The following is a 16,867-nucleotide window of genomic DNA, read 5'->3' as shown; positions in this document are numbered from 1 at the left end:
CACGCGCCTAGTCGAAGACGATGCGCTTCGCAAGGCGCTGGTCCACCACGACATCGCCCTGCGGCACGGCGACGCAGGGCAACACATACCCTTCCCGCTTTTCGTCGAAGGACAGGCCCGGCCACTCGACCAGGTAGCGTACGCTGCCGCTCGCCAGCCGGCAGATGCAGGCGCGGCAGGTGCCGTTGCGACAGGAGCTGGGCAGGTCGATGCCGGCCTGCTCGGCAGCATGCAGGATCGTCGTGTCCGCGGGCGCGGGGACGGTCCAGCCGGAGGGCTGGAAAGTGATCGTGAAGTCGCTCATGATGTCGATTTTACCGCCCTGCCGGCGTCCTTACGCGAGCCTGGTGATGGGTTCGTTTGCGCACAGACCCTTGCCTGGCGCAGCACTACGCTGAGGTTTCCATATGTAAGCAATGCAGGAAGCCAATGAAACAGATCGCCGCCCCCGCCCTGGCCGTACTCCTCGGCAGCGCCTGCGCTGCCGCCGGCGCCCAGCAGGCCTATCTCGTCAAGAACAAGCAAGCCACTGCCGCACAGCAGGCTCCCCAGCAATCCACGCAGCCGACCCCGCAGGCGCGCGTTGCCGCGGCATCGAGCGCCAACGCCCAGACCGCCGCCGCGGCCCGCATGCAGACCAGCACCATCCAGGCGGCCGAGGCGCCGGCGCCGGCCACGGTCGCGACGCCCACGCCGATGCCGGGGCAAACGCCGGCGCCGGCGCCCGTACCGGCGCCAGGCGAGCAGTCGGCCGCGGCGCAGATGCCAGCCCCGCAAGCGCCCGCCATGGCCGGCGCCCCACCCGAGGCCGGCAGCGAAGCCGAGCGCCTGCTGCGCGCCCAGGTCCTGCTCGATCGCGCCCATTTCTCGCCGGGCGAGATCGACGGCGCCTTCGGCTCGAACATGCGCCAGGCGCTGTCGGGCTTCCAGAAGGCGCGCCAGCTGCCGGTCACCGGCAAGCTCGACGAAGCCACCTGGAACGCCCTGAACGCGGACACCGCGCCGACGCTCGTCCCCTATAACGTGGCGGACGCCGACGTCGCCGGCCCGTTCCGTCCGGTCCCCGAGGACATGATGGAAAAGGCCAAGCTGCCGGCGCTCGGCTATGCCAGCGCGCAGGAAGGCCTGGGAGAAAAATTCCACGCCAGCCCGGGCCTGCTGCAGAAGCTCAACCGGGGCAAGGACCTGACCCACGCCGGCGAACAGATCATGGTGCCGAACGTGAGCGGCACCCCGGCGCTGCCGCCGGCGGCGCGCATCGTGGTCTCGCGCGACGCCCATGTCCTGACGCTGGAAGACGCCGGCGGCCGGCCACTGGCGCAGTATCCGGCCTCGACCGGCAGCGAGCACGACCCGCTGCCGATCGGCAGCTGGAAAGTCGATGGCGTGGCGCGCAACCCGACCTACAACTACAACCCGAAACTGTTCTGGGACGCCAAGCCGGGCGACGGCAAGGCGAAGATCGCGGCCGGCCCCAACAACCCGGTGGGCGTGGTCTGGATCGACCTGTCGATTCCCCATTACGGCATCCACGGCACGCCGGTGCCGAACCTGATCGGCAAAACCGAGTCTCACGGCTGTATCCGGCTGACCAACTGGAGCGCGGCCGAAGTCGCCGGGCTGGTCAAGGCCGGGACCGAGGTCGTGCTGCAGGAGTAAAGAACCCATAACCACAAGGAGATCGCGATGAGATGGCTGTTGACCTTCCTGCTCGGCGTGCTGGTCGGCGCCGGCGGCCTGTTTGCCTGGCTGCGCCAGATGCCCCACGAGCCGCCGGCCCCGGTCCAGGCCGCAAACACCGGATCGCTGCCGGCGCCGGCCGGGCCCGACATCGAGGGCAAGCTGCCGCCCGCGCCGAAGGTCACGCCCGATCTCACCGAACTCGACCTGCCGCTGCGCCCGTCCACCACGGCGCTGCCGGCGGGAACCGGCGTGCCTGCCCTCCCCTCCGGCAAACTGATGGTGCCGGTCGAGGGCATGAGCCTGGCGAGCATCAAGGACAACTTCGACCAGCCGCGCGGCGCCGAGCGCCACCATGAAGCGCTCGACATCATGGCGCCCAAGGGCACCAAGGTACTGGCCACGGCCGACGGCAAGATCGTCAAGCTGTTCACCAGCAAGCCGGGCGGCCTGACGGTCTACCAGTTCGACCCCACCGAAAAATATGCCTACTACTACGCCCACCTCGACCGCTATGCCGACGGCCTGCAGGAAGGCCAGACCATCAGGCGCGGCGACCCGATCGGGTATGTGGGCTCGACCGGGAACGCCGACCCGAACGCGCCGCACCTGCATTTCGCGGTGTTCGAACTGACGCCCGAGAAGCAATGGTGGCAGGGAACGCCGGTGAATCCCTATCCGCTGCTGGCCGACCCGGGTGCGCTCAGCGTGGCTGACGGCGGGGCAGCGCCCGCAGCGCCAGCCAGGTGAGGCCTGCCCTTACTCGTCGACGTCCGCTCCGACGTTGATCGCCGCATACGCGCGCATCACGGCGGTGGCTTCCCTGCTGGTCTTGCCGTACAGCTCCTGGGCCGCCTCGATCATCTTGGCGCGCGCATCGGCGTAGTTGGTGCTCGAGGTGAACTTGGTGGTGTTCGCCCTGAACCAGATGCGGTAAGCCTTGTCGAGGCCGATGCCGCTCATCGCGGCCGGCGCTTTCACCAGGTATTTGCTGTAATAGTCGCTGGCCTTGTCCTCGCTCGATCCCTGCGACAGGAAATAGAACATGCGGTTGTTCGGTCCGCTGCTGTAGTGGACGTCGATGCGCTTGAGCGAGCTGCTCCAGGCGTCCGGGCTGCTGCCGTCCTTGCTCGGCTTGGTCATCCAGCGCAGCGGCGTGCCGCTCTTGCTGATCTCCTTGCCCAGCATCCAGTCGTTCCCTAGGGCCGGAATCGTCTCGCCCTTGCCGCCGGCGCGCGCGTAGGCTTCGACCACTTCGCCGTTGATGTCGGACGCCGATTCGTTCAGGCCGCCCGATTCGCCCGAGTAGGTCAGGTTCGAGGTCGCCGCGGTAATGCCATGGCCCATCTCGTGGCCGATCACGTCGATCGAGCCAAGGCTGGTGAAGCTGGAGCCGTCGCCGATGAACATGCAGCGGCAGGTGTCGCTGTAGTAGGCGTTGTCGTAGGCGGTGTTGACGTGCGCCGCGATATAGGTCGCCGTGTTGTGGCCGTCCAGCGACTGCCAGCCGAAGATGTTCTTCAGGGCGTCGTAGGTGTTCATCAGGCCCCACATCGCGTTCACCGCCGCGGTCTGGCCGTTGGCGTCCGTGGTCGAGCCCTTGGGAATGTAGTTCTTGCCGTCGCCCCAGGTGTTGGTGTCGTTGACGTAGACGTTGCCGGCGCTGGCGCCGTGGTTGGCATTGGTGATCGCCATCGCGCCGAACATGCCGCCGGTGCCGCGGGTGTCGTCGATCATCTTGTACTTGCCGTCGACGAAGGTGGTGTTGATCGGCACCTCGCCGTTGTACTGGCTCTTGCCGACGCCGACCACGGTCTGCAGCATGCTCCACTGGTCGAGGATGGCGCCGTCGCGCGCGCTCACCACGGTGTCGTGGTAGACCGGCTTGTCGCCGGCGTGCATGCGGGTGTGCACCAGGTAGGCCAGCTCGTAGTGGTCGACCACGTCCTGCACGTCGAGGGCGTTCAGCTCGTACTCCGGCTTGTCCTGCGCGGCCGCGGTGCGCTCGGTGCGCAGGACCGGGTAGACGATCAGCTCGGCGCTCGGCGGGGTCGCGTGGCTCGCGTTCGTGCCGAGCGAAGCCAGGGCCGCGTCGATCGCCTGCCTGGGCGAGATCGCCGGGACGACGCTGAAATCGCCGGCCGGCGCCCCGCTGCCCGGTCCCGCGGCGGCGGAAGCGGCGCCCGCCCCTTTGCCGAGGCCGGCGCGCCGTTCCGAGGCCGACTCCGACTGGATGCGCCCGTTCGCGTCGAGCACCACGACCGACTCCGAACCGAAGATCGGCACCCCCTTCCAGGTATGGGCGACACGCGCCACCTGGGTGCCTTGCATGCCCGGATGCTGGACCAGGACCTTGAAGCCGTGGCGCGCATCCAGCCCGCGTTCGGCCCGGTGCGCTTCGAGCTGGGCGACGATGGCGGCCTGCGTCTGCGGCGTGGCCGCCACCGGCGCGCTCATCATCGTCTGGGGCAGCGGCGCGGCGCTCTGCGCGGCGCCGGCAAAAACCGTGAATGAAAAAACGGCGCCGATCGACGCCGTCAGAAGGGTGTGGGAACGCTGGTTCATCTCGCCTCCATTCGGTTGGACTGCCGCAAGAACCGGTTCGGGCGAACTCAGCCTTGGGCACCATCAGAGTGTGGACGAGCTTCCGCCAAGGGATTTGCTGCAAAACAAAAAGCCCCACGGCGGCGGGAACCGCCGTGGGGCGTAGCATGAAGCGGTACTACCGGTACTGCCTCAGCGTTCGCGGCGGCGCATCAGGTAGAGGGCCGTACCGACCACCGCCGAGGCGATGGCCGCCTTCTTCACCAGCCCGGCCTTGTTGTGCTGCCACTCTGCCTTGATGCCCATCTCGGACAGCACGTTCGGCACCTTGCCACGCGCCAGGTCTTCGCCAATGCCCTCGACCACGTTGACGCGGTCGGCCGCCAGCAGGATCAGCCAGTGGCGCATGTCGTTCTCGGACCAGCGGAAGGCCATCCGGCGGAGCACGCCGGACAGGCCCTTCGGCGGCTGGGCGGTGCCGAAGATCGGCGTGATGCCGGGGCGCTCGGTGGAAACCAGCACCTCGACGTTTTCCGGCTGCTGCGGCAGCTTGCCTTCGTGGGCATGGATGAAGCGCGGCGGCGTGCGTTCCATCGGCACGGCGGGCCGGTTCTTGCGGTCCAGGTCGGCGCCCCAGCCCTTGATGTGGGACAGCTGTTCGCGCGTGGGCCGCTGCGGCACCATCGGGTAGTCGTTCTGGTGCTCGTCGGCGTGGCCGCTGTGGTGGTGCTGGTGCGAATCGTCGTTGACTTGCTCATGGGTTTGCATGCTGGCTCCTTAATGCATTGCGCTGGCCTGGACGGCGCGGACCTCATGGGCGCGCGGCGGGATCAGGACGGTCTTGATGCACTCATCGAGTTTGCTCGAGAAGATGTGGTAAGCGTCGGCCACCTCTTCCAGCGGCACGCGGTGCGTGATGATGTCCTTCGGGCTCAGGCGGCCTTCGCGGATGTGCTCGATCAGGCGCGGCAGGTGGCGCTTCACGCTGGCCTGGTTGGCGCGGATCGTCAGGCCCTTGTTCAGCACGTTGCCCATCGGGACCATATTGAAGGTCGGACCGTACACGCCCACGATCGAGACGTTGCCGCCCTTGCGCACCGAGTTGATGGCCCAATGCAGCACGGTCGAGGAACCGGCCTGCATCTTCATCAGGCGTCCGGTCAGGGTCTGGGCGATCGAGCCGGCGGCGTCGCCGCCCACGCAGTCGATGCAGACGTCGGCGCCCATCCAGTCCGTCATCTTCTTGATGTGCTCGGCCATGTCGTTGACTTCGCGGAAGTTGACCGTCTCGCACTGGGCCCAGCGCTTGGCGAATTCGAGGCGGTACTCGAGCTCGTCGACCACGATCACGCGTCCCGCGCCCATCAGCCAGGACGATTTGGCGGCCAGCAGGCCGATCGGACCGGCGCCGAAGATCACCACGGTATCGCCTTCGCTGATGTCGCCCATCTCGGCGGCCTGGTAGCCGGTCGGCGTGACGTCGGTGAGCAGCACCGCGTCGTCATCGTGGATGTCGTCCGGGATCAGCATCGGGCCGACGTCCGCCATCGGCACGCGCACGTACTCGGCCTGGCCGCCGTCGTAGCCGCCGGCGGTGTGCGAGTAACCGTAGATGGCGCCGACGGCGGTCGCTTCCGGATTCGTGTTGTGGCAGTTGCCGAACAGCTCGTGCTGGCAGTAGAAGCAGGAGCCGCAGAACAGGTTGAACGGCACCATGACCCTGTCGCCGGGTTTCAGCGTCTGCACTTCCGATCCCACGTCCTCGACCACGCCGATGAACTCGTGGCCGAAGGTATGGCCGACACGGGTATCAGGCACCATGCCATGGTACAGGTGCAGGTCGGAACCGCAGATGCAGGTACGCGTCACGCGCACGATGGCGTCGCCAGGATGCTCGATCATGGGATCGGGCTTGTGGTCGGCGCGAACGCGATATGGCCCCCGGTAATTCATTGCCAGCATATGTCCTCCTCGGCTTGGTTGACGGCCCGCAGCTCATGAACGGGCTCTTGGACAAGACCTTATGTCAAAACGATAAGGAAGGCGATACGCGCACGGAAACGTACACGGATTTTCTCATCAAATTCTTATGTGTTTGTTTTTAAAAGGAAATTTCTTATCCTCCAGAAACAACAACGGCCGCAAAAGCGGCCGGTTCATCGGGACTGACACGCAGCTCAACAGGGGCCTCGAAAACCGTAGCGAGCGGAAGCAGTGGTGGCCGAGAAGCGCAGCCGTACATCCGGTACGGCGAGCATCGCAGGCCGCCAATGCGACGCGCAGTAGGTTTGCGAGGCTCCCACTACAGCTGGCGGGCTTCGAAGGTATTGCACTGCTCCACCGAACCCGTCTGCAGACCCTTCGTGAACCAGCGCACGCGCTGCGCCGAGGTGCCGTGGGTGAAGGAATCCGGCACCACCTCGCCGCGCGACTGGCGCTGCAGGGCGTCGTCGCCGATCGCGCTGGCGGCCTTCAGGGCCGACTCGACGTCGCCCTGTTCGATGATCTGCTTGGCTTCGTTGGTGTGGTAGGCCCAGACACCGGCGAAGCAGTCGGCCTGCAGTTCGACCCGCACCGACAGCGCGTTGGCCTCGGTCTCGGACAGGCGCTGGCGCATGCTGTCGACCTTGCCGGAAATGCCCAGCAGGTTCTGCACGTGGTGGCCGACCTCGTGCGCGATCACGTAGGCCTGGGTGAATTCGCCGCCGACGTGGAAGCGCTGCTGCATCATGCGGAAGAAGGTCAGGTCGATGTAGACCTTGCGGTCGGCCGGGCAGTAGAAGGGACCGACGGCGGCCTGGCCGGTGCCGCAGCCCTGGGTCGGCGTGCGGCCGTCGTACAGTACCAGGATCGGCGGCGTGTAGGTGGCGCCATTCGCCTTGAAGATCTGGGTCCAGGTGGTTTCGGTGTAGCGCAGCACCGTGCGCACGAACTGGGTCTCCTGGTCGTTCGCGGGCGGGTGCGACGGCGCCTGCTGCACCTGGGCCGGCGAACCGCCGGACAGCAGGCTGAGGATGGTGCTGGGCGAGACCCCGAAGAACCAGGAGCCGATCAGCGCGATGACGATCGTGCCGATGCCGACCGTGCCGCCGCCGATGCCGAAACCACCACCGCCGCCTCCGCCGCGGCGGTCCTCCACATTATTGCTCTGCTCATCGCCTTGCCAACGCATAGTGTTCTCCTTGCTTTATCGTCCCGTGGGGCGCTTCAGGCTCACCGAGCCTGTCTGCTCGCGCACATCCTTGTTGCGGAATTCCTCGTCGGCCGCGATCCCGGCGCGCCATTCATCGTGCAGGTGACGTTCGTGGCGTTCGCGTTCAACTTCGCGCTCGAGACGGGTATTGAGGGCGGCATTCGGCAATTTCGTGCTCATGATGATCCTTGAAGTGCGGCCGGGCGCCATCGCCCAGCCTGTTCCCGCAGTATGCGCGGGCATGCCTGCGGGGTATGTACGACCCTTCACATAGTGCATCGGCTTTTCGGTGCGCTCGGATTGTAGCCGAAGATCGCGCTATGTACGCTGGCGCACGGAGACGCGCGCGCGCCGCCTGCATGCTGGCGCCATGCCCCTGAACCTGCGCTCGCCAACCGCCCTTTCCGCCCTCGGCCGCCGGCTGCTCGAGCGCGATTACCGCTTCACCACGGTCACCCCGGCCACCCACCGCCGCGTCAACCGGCGCCCGGAAAACGCCTGGGCGCAGGACCTGCGCGGCGCGCTCGGCTGGAGCCGGCCCTGGCGCGACGGCGTGCTGCCGTCGGAGATCGCGTCAGGGCTGCTTGAAGCCGGGCTGGTCGACGACGTCGAACAGGACGGCGCGGCCGGCCGCCGCGCGCGCGTACGGGCCTCGACCATCGGCCGCAATCTCTACTTCCACTCGGCCTGGCCGACCGACGACGAGGACGCCGTGTTCTTCGGTCCCGATACCTACCGCTATGTCGCGGCGCTGCGGCGCGCGCTGTCCTCGCCCCTGCTGCGGCGTCCGGTCCGGCGTGCGGTCGATATCGGCTGCGGCGCCGGGCCGGGCGCGATCGAACTGGCCCTGTGCTGCCCCGACGCCACCGTCTATGGCGCCGACATCAACGAGGACGCACTGGCGCTTGCCGGGATCAACGCCGAGCTGAACGGCGCCGCGCAATTCATCCCCTGCCGCAGCAACCTGCTGGACGGCGTCGACGGCCGCTTCGACCTCGTGATGTCGAACCCGCCCTACATCCTCGATCCGGACGAGCTGGCCTACCGCCACGGCGGCGGCGAACACGGCGCCGAGCTGTCGATCCGGATCGTCAAGACCGCCCTGGCGCGCCTGCAGCCGGGCGGCAGCCTGCTGCTCTACACCGGGGTCGCCATCGTCGACGGCGAAGACCGCTTTCTCGCCGCGATCCGTCCGCTGCTCGACGCCGCCTGCGAGGAATGGCGCTACGAGGAGCTGGATCCGGACATCTTCGGCGGCCAGCTCGACTGCGAGGGCTACGAGCAGGTGGAACGCATCGCCGCGGTCTGGCTGCACGCGGTGAGTCGGCAAAAAGCCACAGAATGATTACTGCCTTGTAATGAAGGTTTGAATTTCTGGTTGGCAATTATTGTTGAGCCATATAATCGGCTCTCCCGCCAATATCACCCCACTTGCATATGAAGATCACCCAGCTCAAGGTCTGGGCGCGGCTCGCGCTCGCATTTTCTCTCGTTCTCGTCCTGATGGTGGCCCTGGCCATCAACGGCATCGCCAACATGGCGACCATGCAGGAAGAGATGACCCGGATCGTCGACAGCGACAACGTCAAGGTGCGCCTGGTGACGGGTCTGCGCCAGTCGGTGATGAACGCCATCATCAACGGCCGCAACATTGCCCTGATGAGCGAGCAGGCCGAGATCGACGCCGAAAACAAGCGCCTGGCGGCCAACCGCGCCGAGTACAAGACGCTGTCCGACAAGCTCGCCGCCATGATTTCCACCGCCGCCGAAAAGGCCGACCTCGACCGGATCGCCGCCACCCGCGCCGCCGCGGTCGACGTGGTGACCAGGATGACGGCGCTGGTCAAGGCCGGCCAGCGCGAGCAGTCGAACCGCGTGCTGCTGGACGAACTGCAGCCCCTGCAGACCAGGACCATCATCGCGATGGACGATATGGTGCAACACCTCGACCAGCAGTTGAACGCTGCCGCCGACCAGGCCGCGGCCGCGCACCAGGCGGCGCGGCGCCAGACCCTGATCATCACCCTCGCCGCCCTCCTGCTCGGCGGCTTCATGGCCTGGCTGATCACGCGCAGCCTGCTGCGCCAGCTGGGCGGCGAGCCGGCCTACGCGGCCGAGATCGCCGGCCGCATCGCCGACGGCGAGCTGGACCTGAAGGTCGAACTGCAGGCCGGCGACCGCGGCAGCCTGCTGTTCGCCATGGAGGCCATGCGCGGCAAGCTGGCCGACCTGGTCGGCCACGTGCGCCAGGCCACCCACCACATCGCCCACGCCTCGAGCGAGATCGCGAGCGGCAACGCCGACCTGTCGAGCCGCACCGAAGTCCAGGCCGGTTCGCTGGAAGAAACCGCGTCGACGATGGAAGAGCTGACCTCGACCGTGAAACAGAACGCCGGTCACGCCCAGACCGCCAACGAACTGGCGCGCACCGCATCGAGCGTGGCGGCGCGCGGCGGCGAGGTCGTGGCCCAGGTGGTGGACACCATGGGCTCGATCAACGCGTCCTCGAAGAAGATCGTCGATATCATCTCCGTCATCGACGGCATCGCCTTCCAGACCAATATCCTGGCGCTGAACGCGGCCGTGGAAGCGGCCCGCGCCGGCGAACAGGGCCGCGGCTTCGCGGTCGTGGCCTCGGAAGTGCGCAACCTGGCCCAGCGCTCGGCCGCGGCGGCCAAGGAGATCAAGGCCCTGATCGACGACTCGGTCGGCAAGGTCGACACCGGCGCCAGGCTGGTCGACCAGGCCGGCCTGACCATGAGCGAAGTGGTCGACAGCATCGGCAAGGTGGCCAACATCATGGCCGACATCAGCGCGGCCACGCTGGAGCAGACCCACGGCATCGAACAGGCCAACCGCGCCATCATGGACATGGACGGCGTGACCCAGCAGAACGCGGCCCTGGTCGAGGAAGCGGCGGCGGCGGCGGCGGCGATGCAGCAGCAGGCGGGGGAGCTGGCGAAGCTGGTGAGCGTGTTCAAGGTGGGGGGGCAGGCCGAGACGCCGGCATTGGCGGCGCCGGGGCGGCGGGTGGCGCTGGCGGCCCGCTGAGGGGATATCAGAGGAGAAAACGCGCGCCCTCGGCGCGCGGCGCTGTTGATTTGTGCGCCGGGCGCACAAATCAACAGCAGTCGGCCCGATTCGAAGGGCCCGAAACGAAAAAAGGCTCCCCGAGGGGAGCCTTTTTCTTTTTCTGGCGGAGAGGGTGGGATTCGAACCCACGGTACGGTCACCCGTACGCCTGATTTCGAGTCAGGTACATTCGACCACTCTGCCACCTCTCCTGGTAACCGGTCGCTGTATTCGCGAGAGCACGCATTATAGTCAAGGGATTGGAATGTGACAAGGTCTATTGCGGGCTCGCGCCGCCAAGCGCGGCCAGCAGGCGTTCCAGGTCGAGCGGCTTGGCCAGCACCTCCCTGGCGTCGATCGTTCCCGACCCGAGCGCGCCGCTGGCCGTCATCACCACCACCGGCACCGCTGCGATCGCCGGATCGGCCTTTTGCTCGGTCCGGAACTGGAAGCCGTTCATGATGGGCATCATTAAATCGAGCAAGACCACCGAGGTCTGCGGATGTGCTTGCAGATGGGCAAGCGCTTCGCGGCCGTTGGCGGCGGTGGCGACGGCGTAGCCCTCGTCTTCCAGGAAATCCGAGAGCACGTCGCGGATGTCGGCGTCATCGTCGACGATCAGTATGGTTCGGTGCATGGCTATTATTTTAAACGCAATTGATTCAAACCGGCAGCGGCAGCCTGACGGTGAAGGTCGATCCCTCGCCCAGGGTCGAGGCAACCCCGATCGAGCCGCCCATCGCGGCGACGATCTGGCTGGCGATGTACAGGCCCAGCCCCAATCCGCCGTACTGCCTTGCGGAGACCGCCCGCTCGAAGCGGCCGAAGATCCTTTGCAGGTGCTCCGGCTCGATGCCCAGGCCGCGGTCGGACACCTCGACCACCGCCTCCGCCGCGTCCACCCTCACCAGCAAGGCGACCGGCCTGCCTTCGCCATACTTGATCGCGTTCGATACCAGGTTGGTGAGCACCTGTTCCAGACGCAGCCGGTCCCAGTAGCCGGTGATGCCCTCGCCGCATTGCAGGCTCAGGCGCGAGCCCGACTGCGCCAGCTCGCCGCTTTCCTCGAGCCGCTCCACGACATGGCGCGCGATCTCGGCCAGGTCGACCGGTTCGGGGGCGAGCGTGAGCTGGCCGCCGGCGATCCGCGAGATATCCAGCAGTTCATTGACCAGCCGGTCCAGGCGCTTGCCCTGACGCTGCAGGGTCGCCAGGCTCTTGAGCAGCCAGGCCGCGCTTTCCGGATTCTCGATCAGCTTGGGCAGCCGCCGCTCGATCAGGTGGATCTGCAGCTGCAGCGGCGTGAGCGGCGTCTTCAGCTCGTGCGAGGCCACTGCAAGGAAATCTTCGCGGACCTGGATCGCGTTCTGGGCCGCCTCGTACAGGCCGGCGTTGTCGATCGCCAGCGCACAGCGGTCGGCAAGCTGGCGCGCCACCGCCAGCTCGGCCTGGTCGTACTGGCGGTTTGCGCGCGTCAGGATGAAAGTCAGCACGCCGAGCATGCGGCCGCGCGCCGCCAGCGGCACGGCCATCATCGAGCGCGGCGCCAGCTGGCCGATCAGGCGGCCATGCTCGTCGTCCTGGGCCATGCCGCGCCGCTGTCCATCCGAGATGCTGGCCAGCAGCACCGCCTGCCCGCTTCCCAGGACCTGCGTCGGTGGGTGGCCACCATGGCCGTCGGCCGCGGTGAAGCGCTTGAGCGCCTCTGCCAGGGCGGCATCCGCCGGATCGGCGAAGGCGATCTCGGCGCGCACTGCGCGGCCGTCGCTGCGGACCAGGTCGAGGACGCACCAGTCCGCGAAAGCCGGCACGGCCAGCGCCACCACGCGCGCCAGCGTCTTGCCATAGTCGAGCGACTCCGCCAGCGCCGCGCCGGCGCTGGCCAGGAAGCGCGCCGCGGCTTCCGCGCGCACGCGCGCCGCCAGCAGCGTGCTGTTTTCCAGCGAAATCGCGGCCTGCGCCGCCAGCGCCTGCACCACGTCGACCCGCGCGGCGGCAAAGGCCCCGGCCATTGCATGGTTTTCCAGGTACAGCAGGCCGACCACCCGCACCTGCATCCTGAGCGGCACGCACAGCACGGAGCGCAGCCCCAGGCGCTTTACTTCGGGATCGTCGGCAAACTGGCCGCGCGCCGTGGCATCGTCCAGCACCAGCGGCACCTGCATGCGGGCGACGTAGCGGATGATCGCACGCGGCAGCATGGCGCAATCGGCCAGGGGCAAGTCTTCGAGCACGCTGGCGCTGCCTTCGGCGTCGGTCCGGGCCCGCAGCCTGAGCGCGGCCGGCTCGCCGAGCAGCAGCATCCCCTTCTGCGCGCCCGCCACTTCGACGACGATCTGCAATATCCGTTCGAACAGGCGTTCGAGGACAGTCTCGGCGGCAATCGCCTGCGACGCCTTGATCAGGCCCAGCGCGTCGAGCGCGAACGCGGTTCGCGGCTCCGGCAGCGACGCCTGCGCCTGCTTGCCCGGCAGGCCGGCGTGGGTTTCCTCGAGGGCCCGCAGCTTGGCCGTGGCGCCCCACTGCCGATAGCTCGCCAGCGCCGCCTGCAGGTAGACCGCCGCCACGCGCGCCTGGCCGTGAGCGAGGAACAGGCGGTGCGCCAGTTCGTTCGCCAGCGCCGCATCCTGCACGAAGCCGGACCGCTGCGCCCCCTCGACGGCCTCGCCGTACAGGGTCATGGCCTGCCAGGGCGAGCCGGCGAGCCGCTCGAGCTCTGCTTCGACCAGGCGCTGCTTGTGCAGGAAATTTTCAGGACAATGGCGCGCCCAGGCGGCGAGCTGCGCATGCAGGCTGCGGATTTCCCCGAGCAGCGCCCCGTGCTCCTCCTGCGGCGCGGCCGCGTATATTGCCGCCAGCGTCAAGGCGCTGTAGAAGCTGTGCTCGGCCGAGCTCACCATGCCCAGGATGCCGGACTGCAGGCAGGCCGCGCCCTGGCGTGCGTTGCGGCGCGCGGCATCGAGGTCGCCGAACAGGAAGGCCGCCTGCAGCCTGGCGACGTGGAGCTGGCCGATCGCGGTCTGGTTGCCGGCGGCGTCCTCGAGAAAGCGGGCCTCGTCGAAATCGGCGTCGTCGAAGCTGCCGGCGCCGGCCGTCATGCCGGTGAGCGCGCGCGCGAACTGGCGGAACGGGAGCGCAATTTCGATGGCGGTCCGATTCTGGTGGCGCGCGGCGAAATCGATCGCCACAGCCGAGTCCGCCAGCAGGCTCGCAAGCGGCACGCCCGCCGGCAAGCCATTGATGAGTATCCCGCACAGGTTGAAGGCCGCATACGCGAGTTCGCCGGACTCGACGCCGGCCCGGTGTCCTTCCCGCATCAGGGGCAGGCTGTGGTGCAGGCGCTCGCGCCAGACCTGCACCACCAGCCCGAAGACCTCGAGCGTGCGGCTCTCCTCGGCCCGGTTGCCGAAGCGTTGCGCCAGCGCCAGCGCCAGCTTGCCGAAGGCATGGCCGACGTCGTATTCACCGGTGCGCGCGTTATGGATGGCGCCGTAGAACACATAGGCGTAGGCCGAGAACAGCGAAGGTCCGTGCAGCAGCGACAGGTTGGTGCTGCGGGTGACCAGGAAGGTCAGCACCTCGGAGCCGCTGAAGTAAGCCGGCGGCCCCAGCAGCGACAGCAGGCGCATCGCGGCGCGCGTTTCTTCGTCGTCGACTTCGGGCTGCCCGACCAGGTCCTCGAAGCGCCGCGCGCCGACGTTCCGCATCACCGCCTGCGCTTCCGCTTCGTTAGCCTCGGGCAAGCCCTCGAGCGGCCAGGCGTGGCCGAACACGGCCAATCCCTCGCGCCCCCAGCGCAGCGCCCCGCCCCAGTCGCTCGCCACGGTGGCGGCCAGCACGCGCAGGCTGTACAGGTCGGCCCTGGCCACGCTCGACGGCGCATGCGCGAGCGCGGTCTCGATGAGCTGTTCGGCCTGCGCATGACGGCCGCTCAGGTAGGCGCTCTCGGCCAGCTCGCGGTGGAGCGCGAAGCTCAGCGCCGGATGGTCCTGCCAGGCCCCTGGCGGCAACTGGCGCACGCCGACGCCCAGGTAGTCGAAGGCCGACTGGTAGGCGGCCGACGCTTTTGCCTTGCGTCCCGCCGCCAGGTTCAGTTCGGCCAGCTGCAGGCGTTCGGCCAGGTCGGTGACCAGCGCCGCGCCGAAATCGAGCTGGTCGACCACCGCGAACAGCTGGGCGTCGAGCTGGCCCGGCGCGATATTCGCCAGCGCACGCCGTCCGATGTCCAGATGGATCGCCTGGCGCCCCTCCTCGCTCAACAAGGAATAGGCGGCCTGCTGCACCCGGTCGTGGACGAAGCGCATCAGGACCGGCAGGCCGGCCAGCTCGCGGTCGAGCGGTCCTGCATGGCGCAAGGCCTTGTAGGCATCCCGCAGCGGCAGCAACAGGCCGTCGTCGAGCGCCGGCCAGAGCGCTTCGATGGCCGCCGCGCGCGAGCGCCCGGTGGCCTCCGCCAGCCTGCCCACGTCGAACTGGTGGCCGATGCAGGCCGCGACCCGCAGCAGGCAGCGGGTCGCCTCGGGCAGGCGCCCGATGCTCTGCACCATCAGTTCGAGGACGTTGTCGCCGACCGGCGCGCGCCTGATGTCATCGACGTCCCAGTGCCAGGCCCGGGCCTGGACATCGAAACGGAGCAGGCCGTCGTGGTACAGGGAATGCAGCAGGCGCCTGATGAAGAAGGGGTTGCCCGCGGTCTTGCCCAGCACCAGTCCGGCCAGTTCCGCGCAATGGCCGGGTTCCTGGTTCAGGGCGTCGGCGAGCATCGCCGTCACGTCGCGCGCGTCGAGCCCGTCCAGATGGATCTCCAGCAGGCGCACCTTCGCTTCGCGCAGTTGCCCCAGGAACAGCGCCAGAGGATGGGCCGGGCTGACTTCCCTGTCGCGGTAGGCGCCGATGATCAGCAGCTTGTCAGCGCCGCTGCCGGCGAGCCATTGCTCGACCAGTTGCAGCGAGGCCGCGTCCATCCACTGCAAGTCGTCGAGGAAGAAGACGAACGGACGCCCGGATTGTGCGAACACGTCGAGGAACGAGGTGAATACCTGGGCGAAGCGGTTCCTTGCTTCGAGCGGCCCGAGTTCCGCGAGCGGCGGCTGGGGACCGAGTATGCTTTCGATCTCCGGGATCACGCTGGTCAGCACCTGCCCGTTCGGCGCGACCGCTTCCTGTATCCGAGCACGCCACGCCGCAAGCGCGGCTTCCGGTTCGGTGAGCAGGTGCCGCACCAGCTTGCGGAATGCCTCGCCGAGCCCGGCGTACGGGAGATTGCTCTGGAGCTGGTCGAACTTGCCGCTAATGAAGTGTCCGCGCTGCTCGATGACGGCGTGCTGCAGTTGCTGGACCAGCGCCGATTTGCCGATGCCGGGCGTGCCGGTGACCAGCACCAGCTCGCGCTGTCCCGCGCCCATCCGGTCGAAGGCCTGGCGCAGCAGCGCGCTCTCGCCCATCCGTCCGTACAGCTTTTCCGGGATGGACAGCTGGCGCGGCACATCGCCGCTGGCCAGGGCGAAGGACGCCAGCGCACCGGTCGCCGTCCACTGCCGGCGTGCTTCCTGCAGGTCGGCCAGCAGCGATTGTGCGCTCAGGTAGCGGCGCTCCGGCTCCTTCTCGAGCAGTTTCAGGATGATGGCGGAGACAAGCGGCGGGACACCGGGATGGACGCCGTGCGGCGGTTTCGGGATGCGCGCCAGCTGGGCATGGACCAGCTCGACCGGATCCTGCGCGGTGAACGGCCGCACGCCGGTCGCCAGCTCGTACAAGGTCGCGCCGAGCGAATACAGATCGGCGCGCGAGTCGACGGACCGGCCGGTGCGCCCCGTCTGTTCGGGGGAAATATAGGCCAGGTTTCCTTCGAGATGGGCCGGGCTGACGCTGTCGACCGCCAGCGCCGACAGCGACATGGCGATCTGGAAGTCGAGCAGGCTGGCCTTGCCGGAGGCCGGATCCCAGGCGATGTTGGCCGGGTTGATGTTGCGGTGGACAATGCCCGCTTCATGCAGTCCGGATACTGCCAGCGCGAGCTGGCAGCCGAGGTCCAGCAGAGCGGCGGTCGGCAGCGGGCCGGCGGCGATGCGCGCAGCGAGGTTTTCCGGGCCGGCATCGTCCATCACCATCTCCAGCGCCTGGCTTTCCTCGACCAGGGCGCGCACCGTCACGATGCCGGGCAGGTCGAGGCCGTGGAGGAGCTCGTATTCGTGGCGCAGGGAAGCGATGAGGCCGGCATCGCCGGGCGAGGTTTGCGTCGACTTGACGACGCAGGACTGGCCCCGGTATTGCGTACGGCGGAAGGTGTAGCGGCGGTTCGTATGGAAGGACCTGGACTTGCGGTGAGCGGCTGGGGCGACGCGGTTATCGGACTTGGACACAGGCACTCCAGCGCAT

12 protein-coding genes and 1 tRNA gene are annotated in these 16,867 nt (G+C 67.9%); 4 read left to right on the top strand and 9 right to left on the bottom strand.

From position 1 onward, the window contains the following. Positions 1-7 precede the first annotated feature (7 nt). Complete coding sequence (locus AM586_RS24815) at positions 8-304, bottom strand: 2Fe-2S iron-sulfur cluster binding domain-containing protein (RefSeq protein ID WP_047826472.1); 297 nt, start codon at positions 302-304, stop codon at positions 8-10. 125 nt (positions 305-429) lie between these two features. On the opposite strand from AM586_RS24815, the gene AM586_RS24805 reads away from it, so the two are divergent. Both AM586_RS24805 and AM586_RS24800 read left to right on the top strand, forming a co-directional pair. Then, entirely contained in the window at positions 430-1,659 is a 1,230-nt protein-coding gene (locus AM586_RS24805) for a L,D-transpeptidase family protein (RefSeq protein WP_307165409.1), read from the top strand. A gap of 27 nt (positions 1,660-1,686) precedes the next feature. Further along, positions 1,687-2,430 carry a M23 family metallopeptidase gene (locus AM586_RS24800; RefSeq protein WP_047826471.1) on the top strand — a complete coding sequence of 248 codons (744 nt, stop codon included), beginning with the start codon at positions 1,687-1,689 and terminating at the stop codon, positions 2,428-2,430. 9 nt (positions 2,431-2,439) lie between these two features. Here the strand turns inward: AM586_RS24800 and AM586_RS24795 are convergent, their stop codons facing one another. The 5 genes from AM586_RS24795 to AM586_RS24775 all read right to left on the bottom strand — a co-directional run bounded on the left by AM586_RS24795 (position 2,440) and on the right by AM586_RS24775 (position 7,597). Further along, positions 2,440-4,245: a M4 family metallopeptidase gene (locus AM586_RS24795; RefSeq protein ID WP_047826470.1), complete on the bottom strand. Its 1,806-nt coding sequence runs from the start codon at positions 4,243-4,245 to the stop codon at positions 2,440-2,442. Positions 4,246-4,416: 171 nt separating this feature from the next. Beyond that, a complete protein-coding gene (locus AM586_RS24790; RefSeq protein ID WP_052234444.1) occupies positions 4,417-4,992 on the bottom strand; it encodes a hypothetical protein in 576 nt (191 codons plus the stop codon). A gap of 9 nt (positions 4,993-5,001) precedes the next feature. After that, entirely contained in the window at positions 5,002-6,186 is a 1,185-nt protein-coding gene (locus AM586_RS24785; RefSeq protein WP_047826469.1) for a zinc-dependent alcohol dehydrogenase, read from the bottom strand. A 340-nt stretch (positions 6,187-6,526) separates the two neighbouring features. Next, on the bottom strand, positions 6,527-7,396 hold the full coding sequence (locus AM586_RS24780) for a neutral zinc metallopeptidase (protein WP_047826468.1): 870 nt from the start codon (positions 7,394-7,396) through the stop codon (positions 6,527-6,529). Between the two features lie 15 nt (positions 7,397-7,411). Then, on the bottom strand, positions 7,412-7,597 hold the full coding sequence (locus tag AM586_RS24775; protein WP_047826467.1) for a hypothetical protein: 186 nt from the start codon (positions 7,595-7,597) through the stop codon (positions 7,412-7,414). Between the two features lie 190 nt (positions 7,598-7,787). On the opposite strand from AM586_RS24775, the gene AM586_RS24770 reads away from it, so the two are divergent. Continuing rightward, on the top strand, positions 7,788-8,762 hold the full coding sequence (locus AM586_RS24770; protein WP_047826466.1) for a class I SAM-dependent methyltransferase: 975 nt from the start codon (positions 7,788-7,790) through the stop codon (positions 8,760-8,762). 92 nt (positions 8,763-8,854) lie between these two features. Continuing rightward, a complete protein-coding gene (locus AM586_RS29200; RefSeq protein WP_047826465.1) occupies positions 8,855-10,468 on the top strand; it encodes a methyl-accepting chemotaxis protein in 1,614 nt (537 codons plus the stop codon). Between the two features lie 143 nt (positions 10,469-10,611). Here AM586_RS29200 and AM586_RS24760 read toward each other — a convergent pair. The 3 genes from AM586_RS24760 to AM586_RS24750 form a co-directional block, all read right to left on the bottom strand. Then, positions 10,612-10,701: transfer RNA gene (locus AM586_RS24760), tRNA-Ser, on the bottom strand. A gap of 65 nt (positions 10,702-10,766) precedes the next feature. Next, the gene (locus AM586_RS24755) at positions 10,767-11,126 is read right to left on the bottom strand and encodes a response regulator (RefSeq protein ID WP_052234443.1); all 360 of its coding nucleotides are present in this window, start codon (positions 11,124-11,126) and stop codon (positions 10,767-10,769) included. A 25-nt stretch (positions 11,127-11,151) separates the two neighbouring features. Beyond that, complete coding sequence (locus tag AM586_RS24750; protein ID WP_052234442.1) at positions 11,152-16,851, bottom strand: AAA family ATPase; 5,700 nt, start codon at positions 16,849-16,851, stop codon at positions 11,152-11,154. Positions 16,852-16,867: the final 16 nt, after the last annotated feature.

This window comes from Massilia sp. WG5 (assembly GCF_001412595.2).
Taxonomy (GTDB): domain Bacteria; phylum Pseudomonadota; class Gammaproteobacteria; order Burkholderiales; family Burkholderiaceae_D; genus Telluria.
The sequence above is the reverse complement of the archived record's forward strand: the minus strand, read 5'-3'. Positions and strand labels throughout refer to the sequence as shown.

What these genes read in the sequence shown, in the direction of transcription:
- AM586_RS24805 (WP_307165409.1), top strand. Translation starts at nt 430, where the DNA reads ATGAAACAGATCGCCGCCCCCGCCCTGGCCGTACTCCTCGGCAGCGCC.
- AM586_RS24785 (WP_047826469.1), bottom strand. Translation starts at nt 6,186, where the DNA reads ATGCTGGCAATGAATTACCGGGGGCCATATCGCGTTCGCGCCGACCAC.
- AM586_RS29200 (WP_047826465.1), top strand. Translation starts at nt 8,855, where the DNA reads ATGAAGATCACCCAGCTCAAGGTCTGGGCGCGGCTCGCGCTCGCATTT.
- AM586_RS24780 (WP_047826468.1), bottom strand. Translation starts at nt 7,396, where the DNA reads ATGCGTTGGCAAGGCGATGAGCAGAGCAATAATGTGGAGGACCGCCGC.
- AM586_RS24800 (WP_047826471.1), top strand. Translation starts at nt 1,687, where the DNA reads ATGAGATGGCTGTTGACCTTCCTGCTCGGCGTGCTGGTCGGCGCCGGC.
- AM586_RS24795 (WP_047826470.1), bottom strand. Translation starts at nt 4,245, where the DNA reads ATGAACCAGCGTTCCCACACCCTTCTGACGGCGTCGATCGGCGCCGTT.
- AM586_RS24790 (WP_052234444.1), bottom strand. Translation starts at nt 4,992, where the DNA reads ATGCAAACCCATGAGCAAGTCAACGACGATTCGCACCAGCACCACCAC.
- AM586_RS24755 (WP_052234443.1), bottom strand. Translation starts at nt 11,126, where the DNA reads ATGCACCGAACCATACTGATCGTCGACGATGACGCCGACATCCGCGAC.
- AM586_RS24775 (WP_047826467.1), bottom strand. Translation starts at nt 7,597, where the DNA reads ATGAGCACGAAATTGCCGAATGCCGCCCTCAATACCCGTCTCGAGCGC.
- AM586_RS24815 (WP_047826472.1), bottom strand. Translation starts at nt 304, where the DNA reads ATGAGCGACTTCACGATCACTTTCCAGCCCTCCGGCTGGACCGTCCCC.
- AM586_RS24770 (WP_047826466.1), top strand. Translation starts at nt 7,788, where the DNA reads ATGCCCCTGAACCTGCGCTCGCCAACCGCCCTTTCCGCCCTCGGCCGC.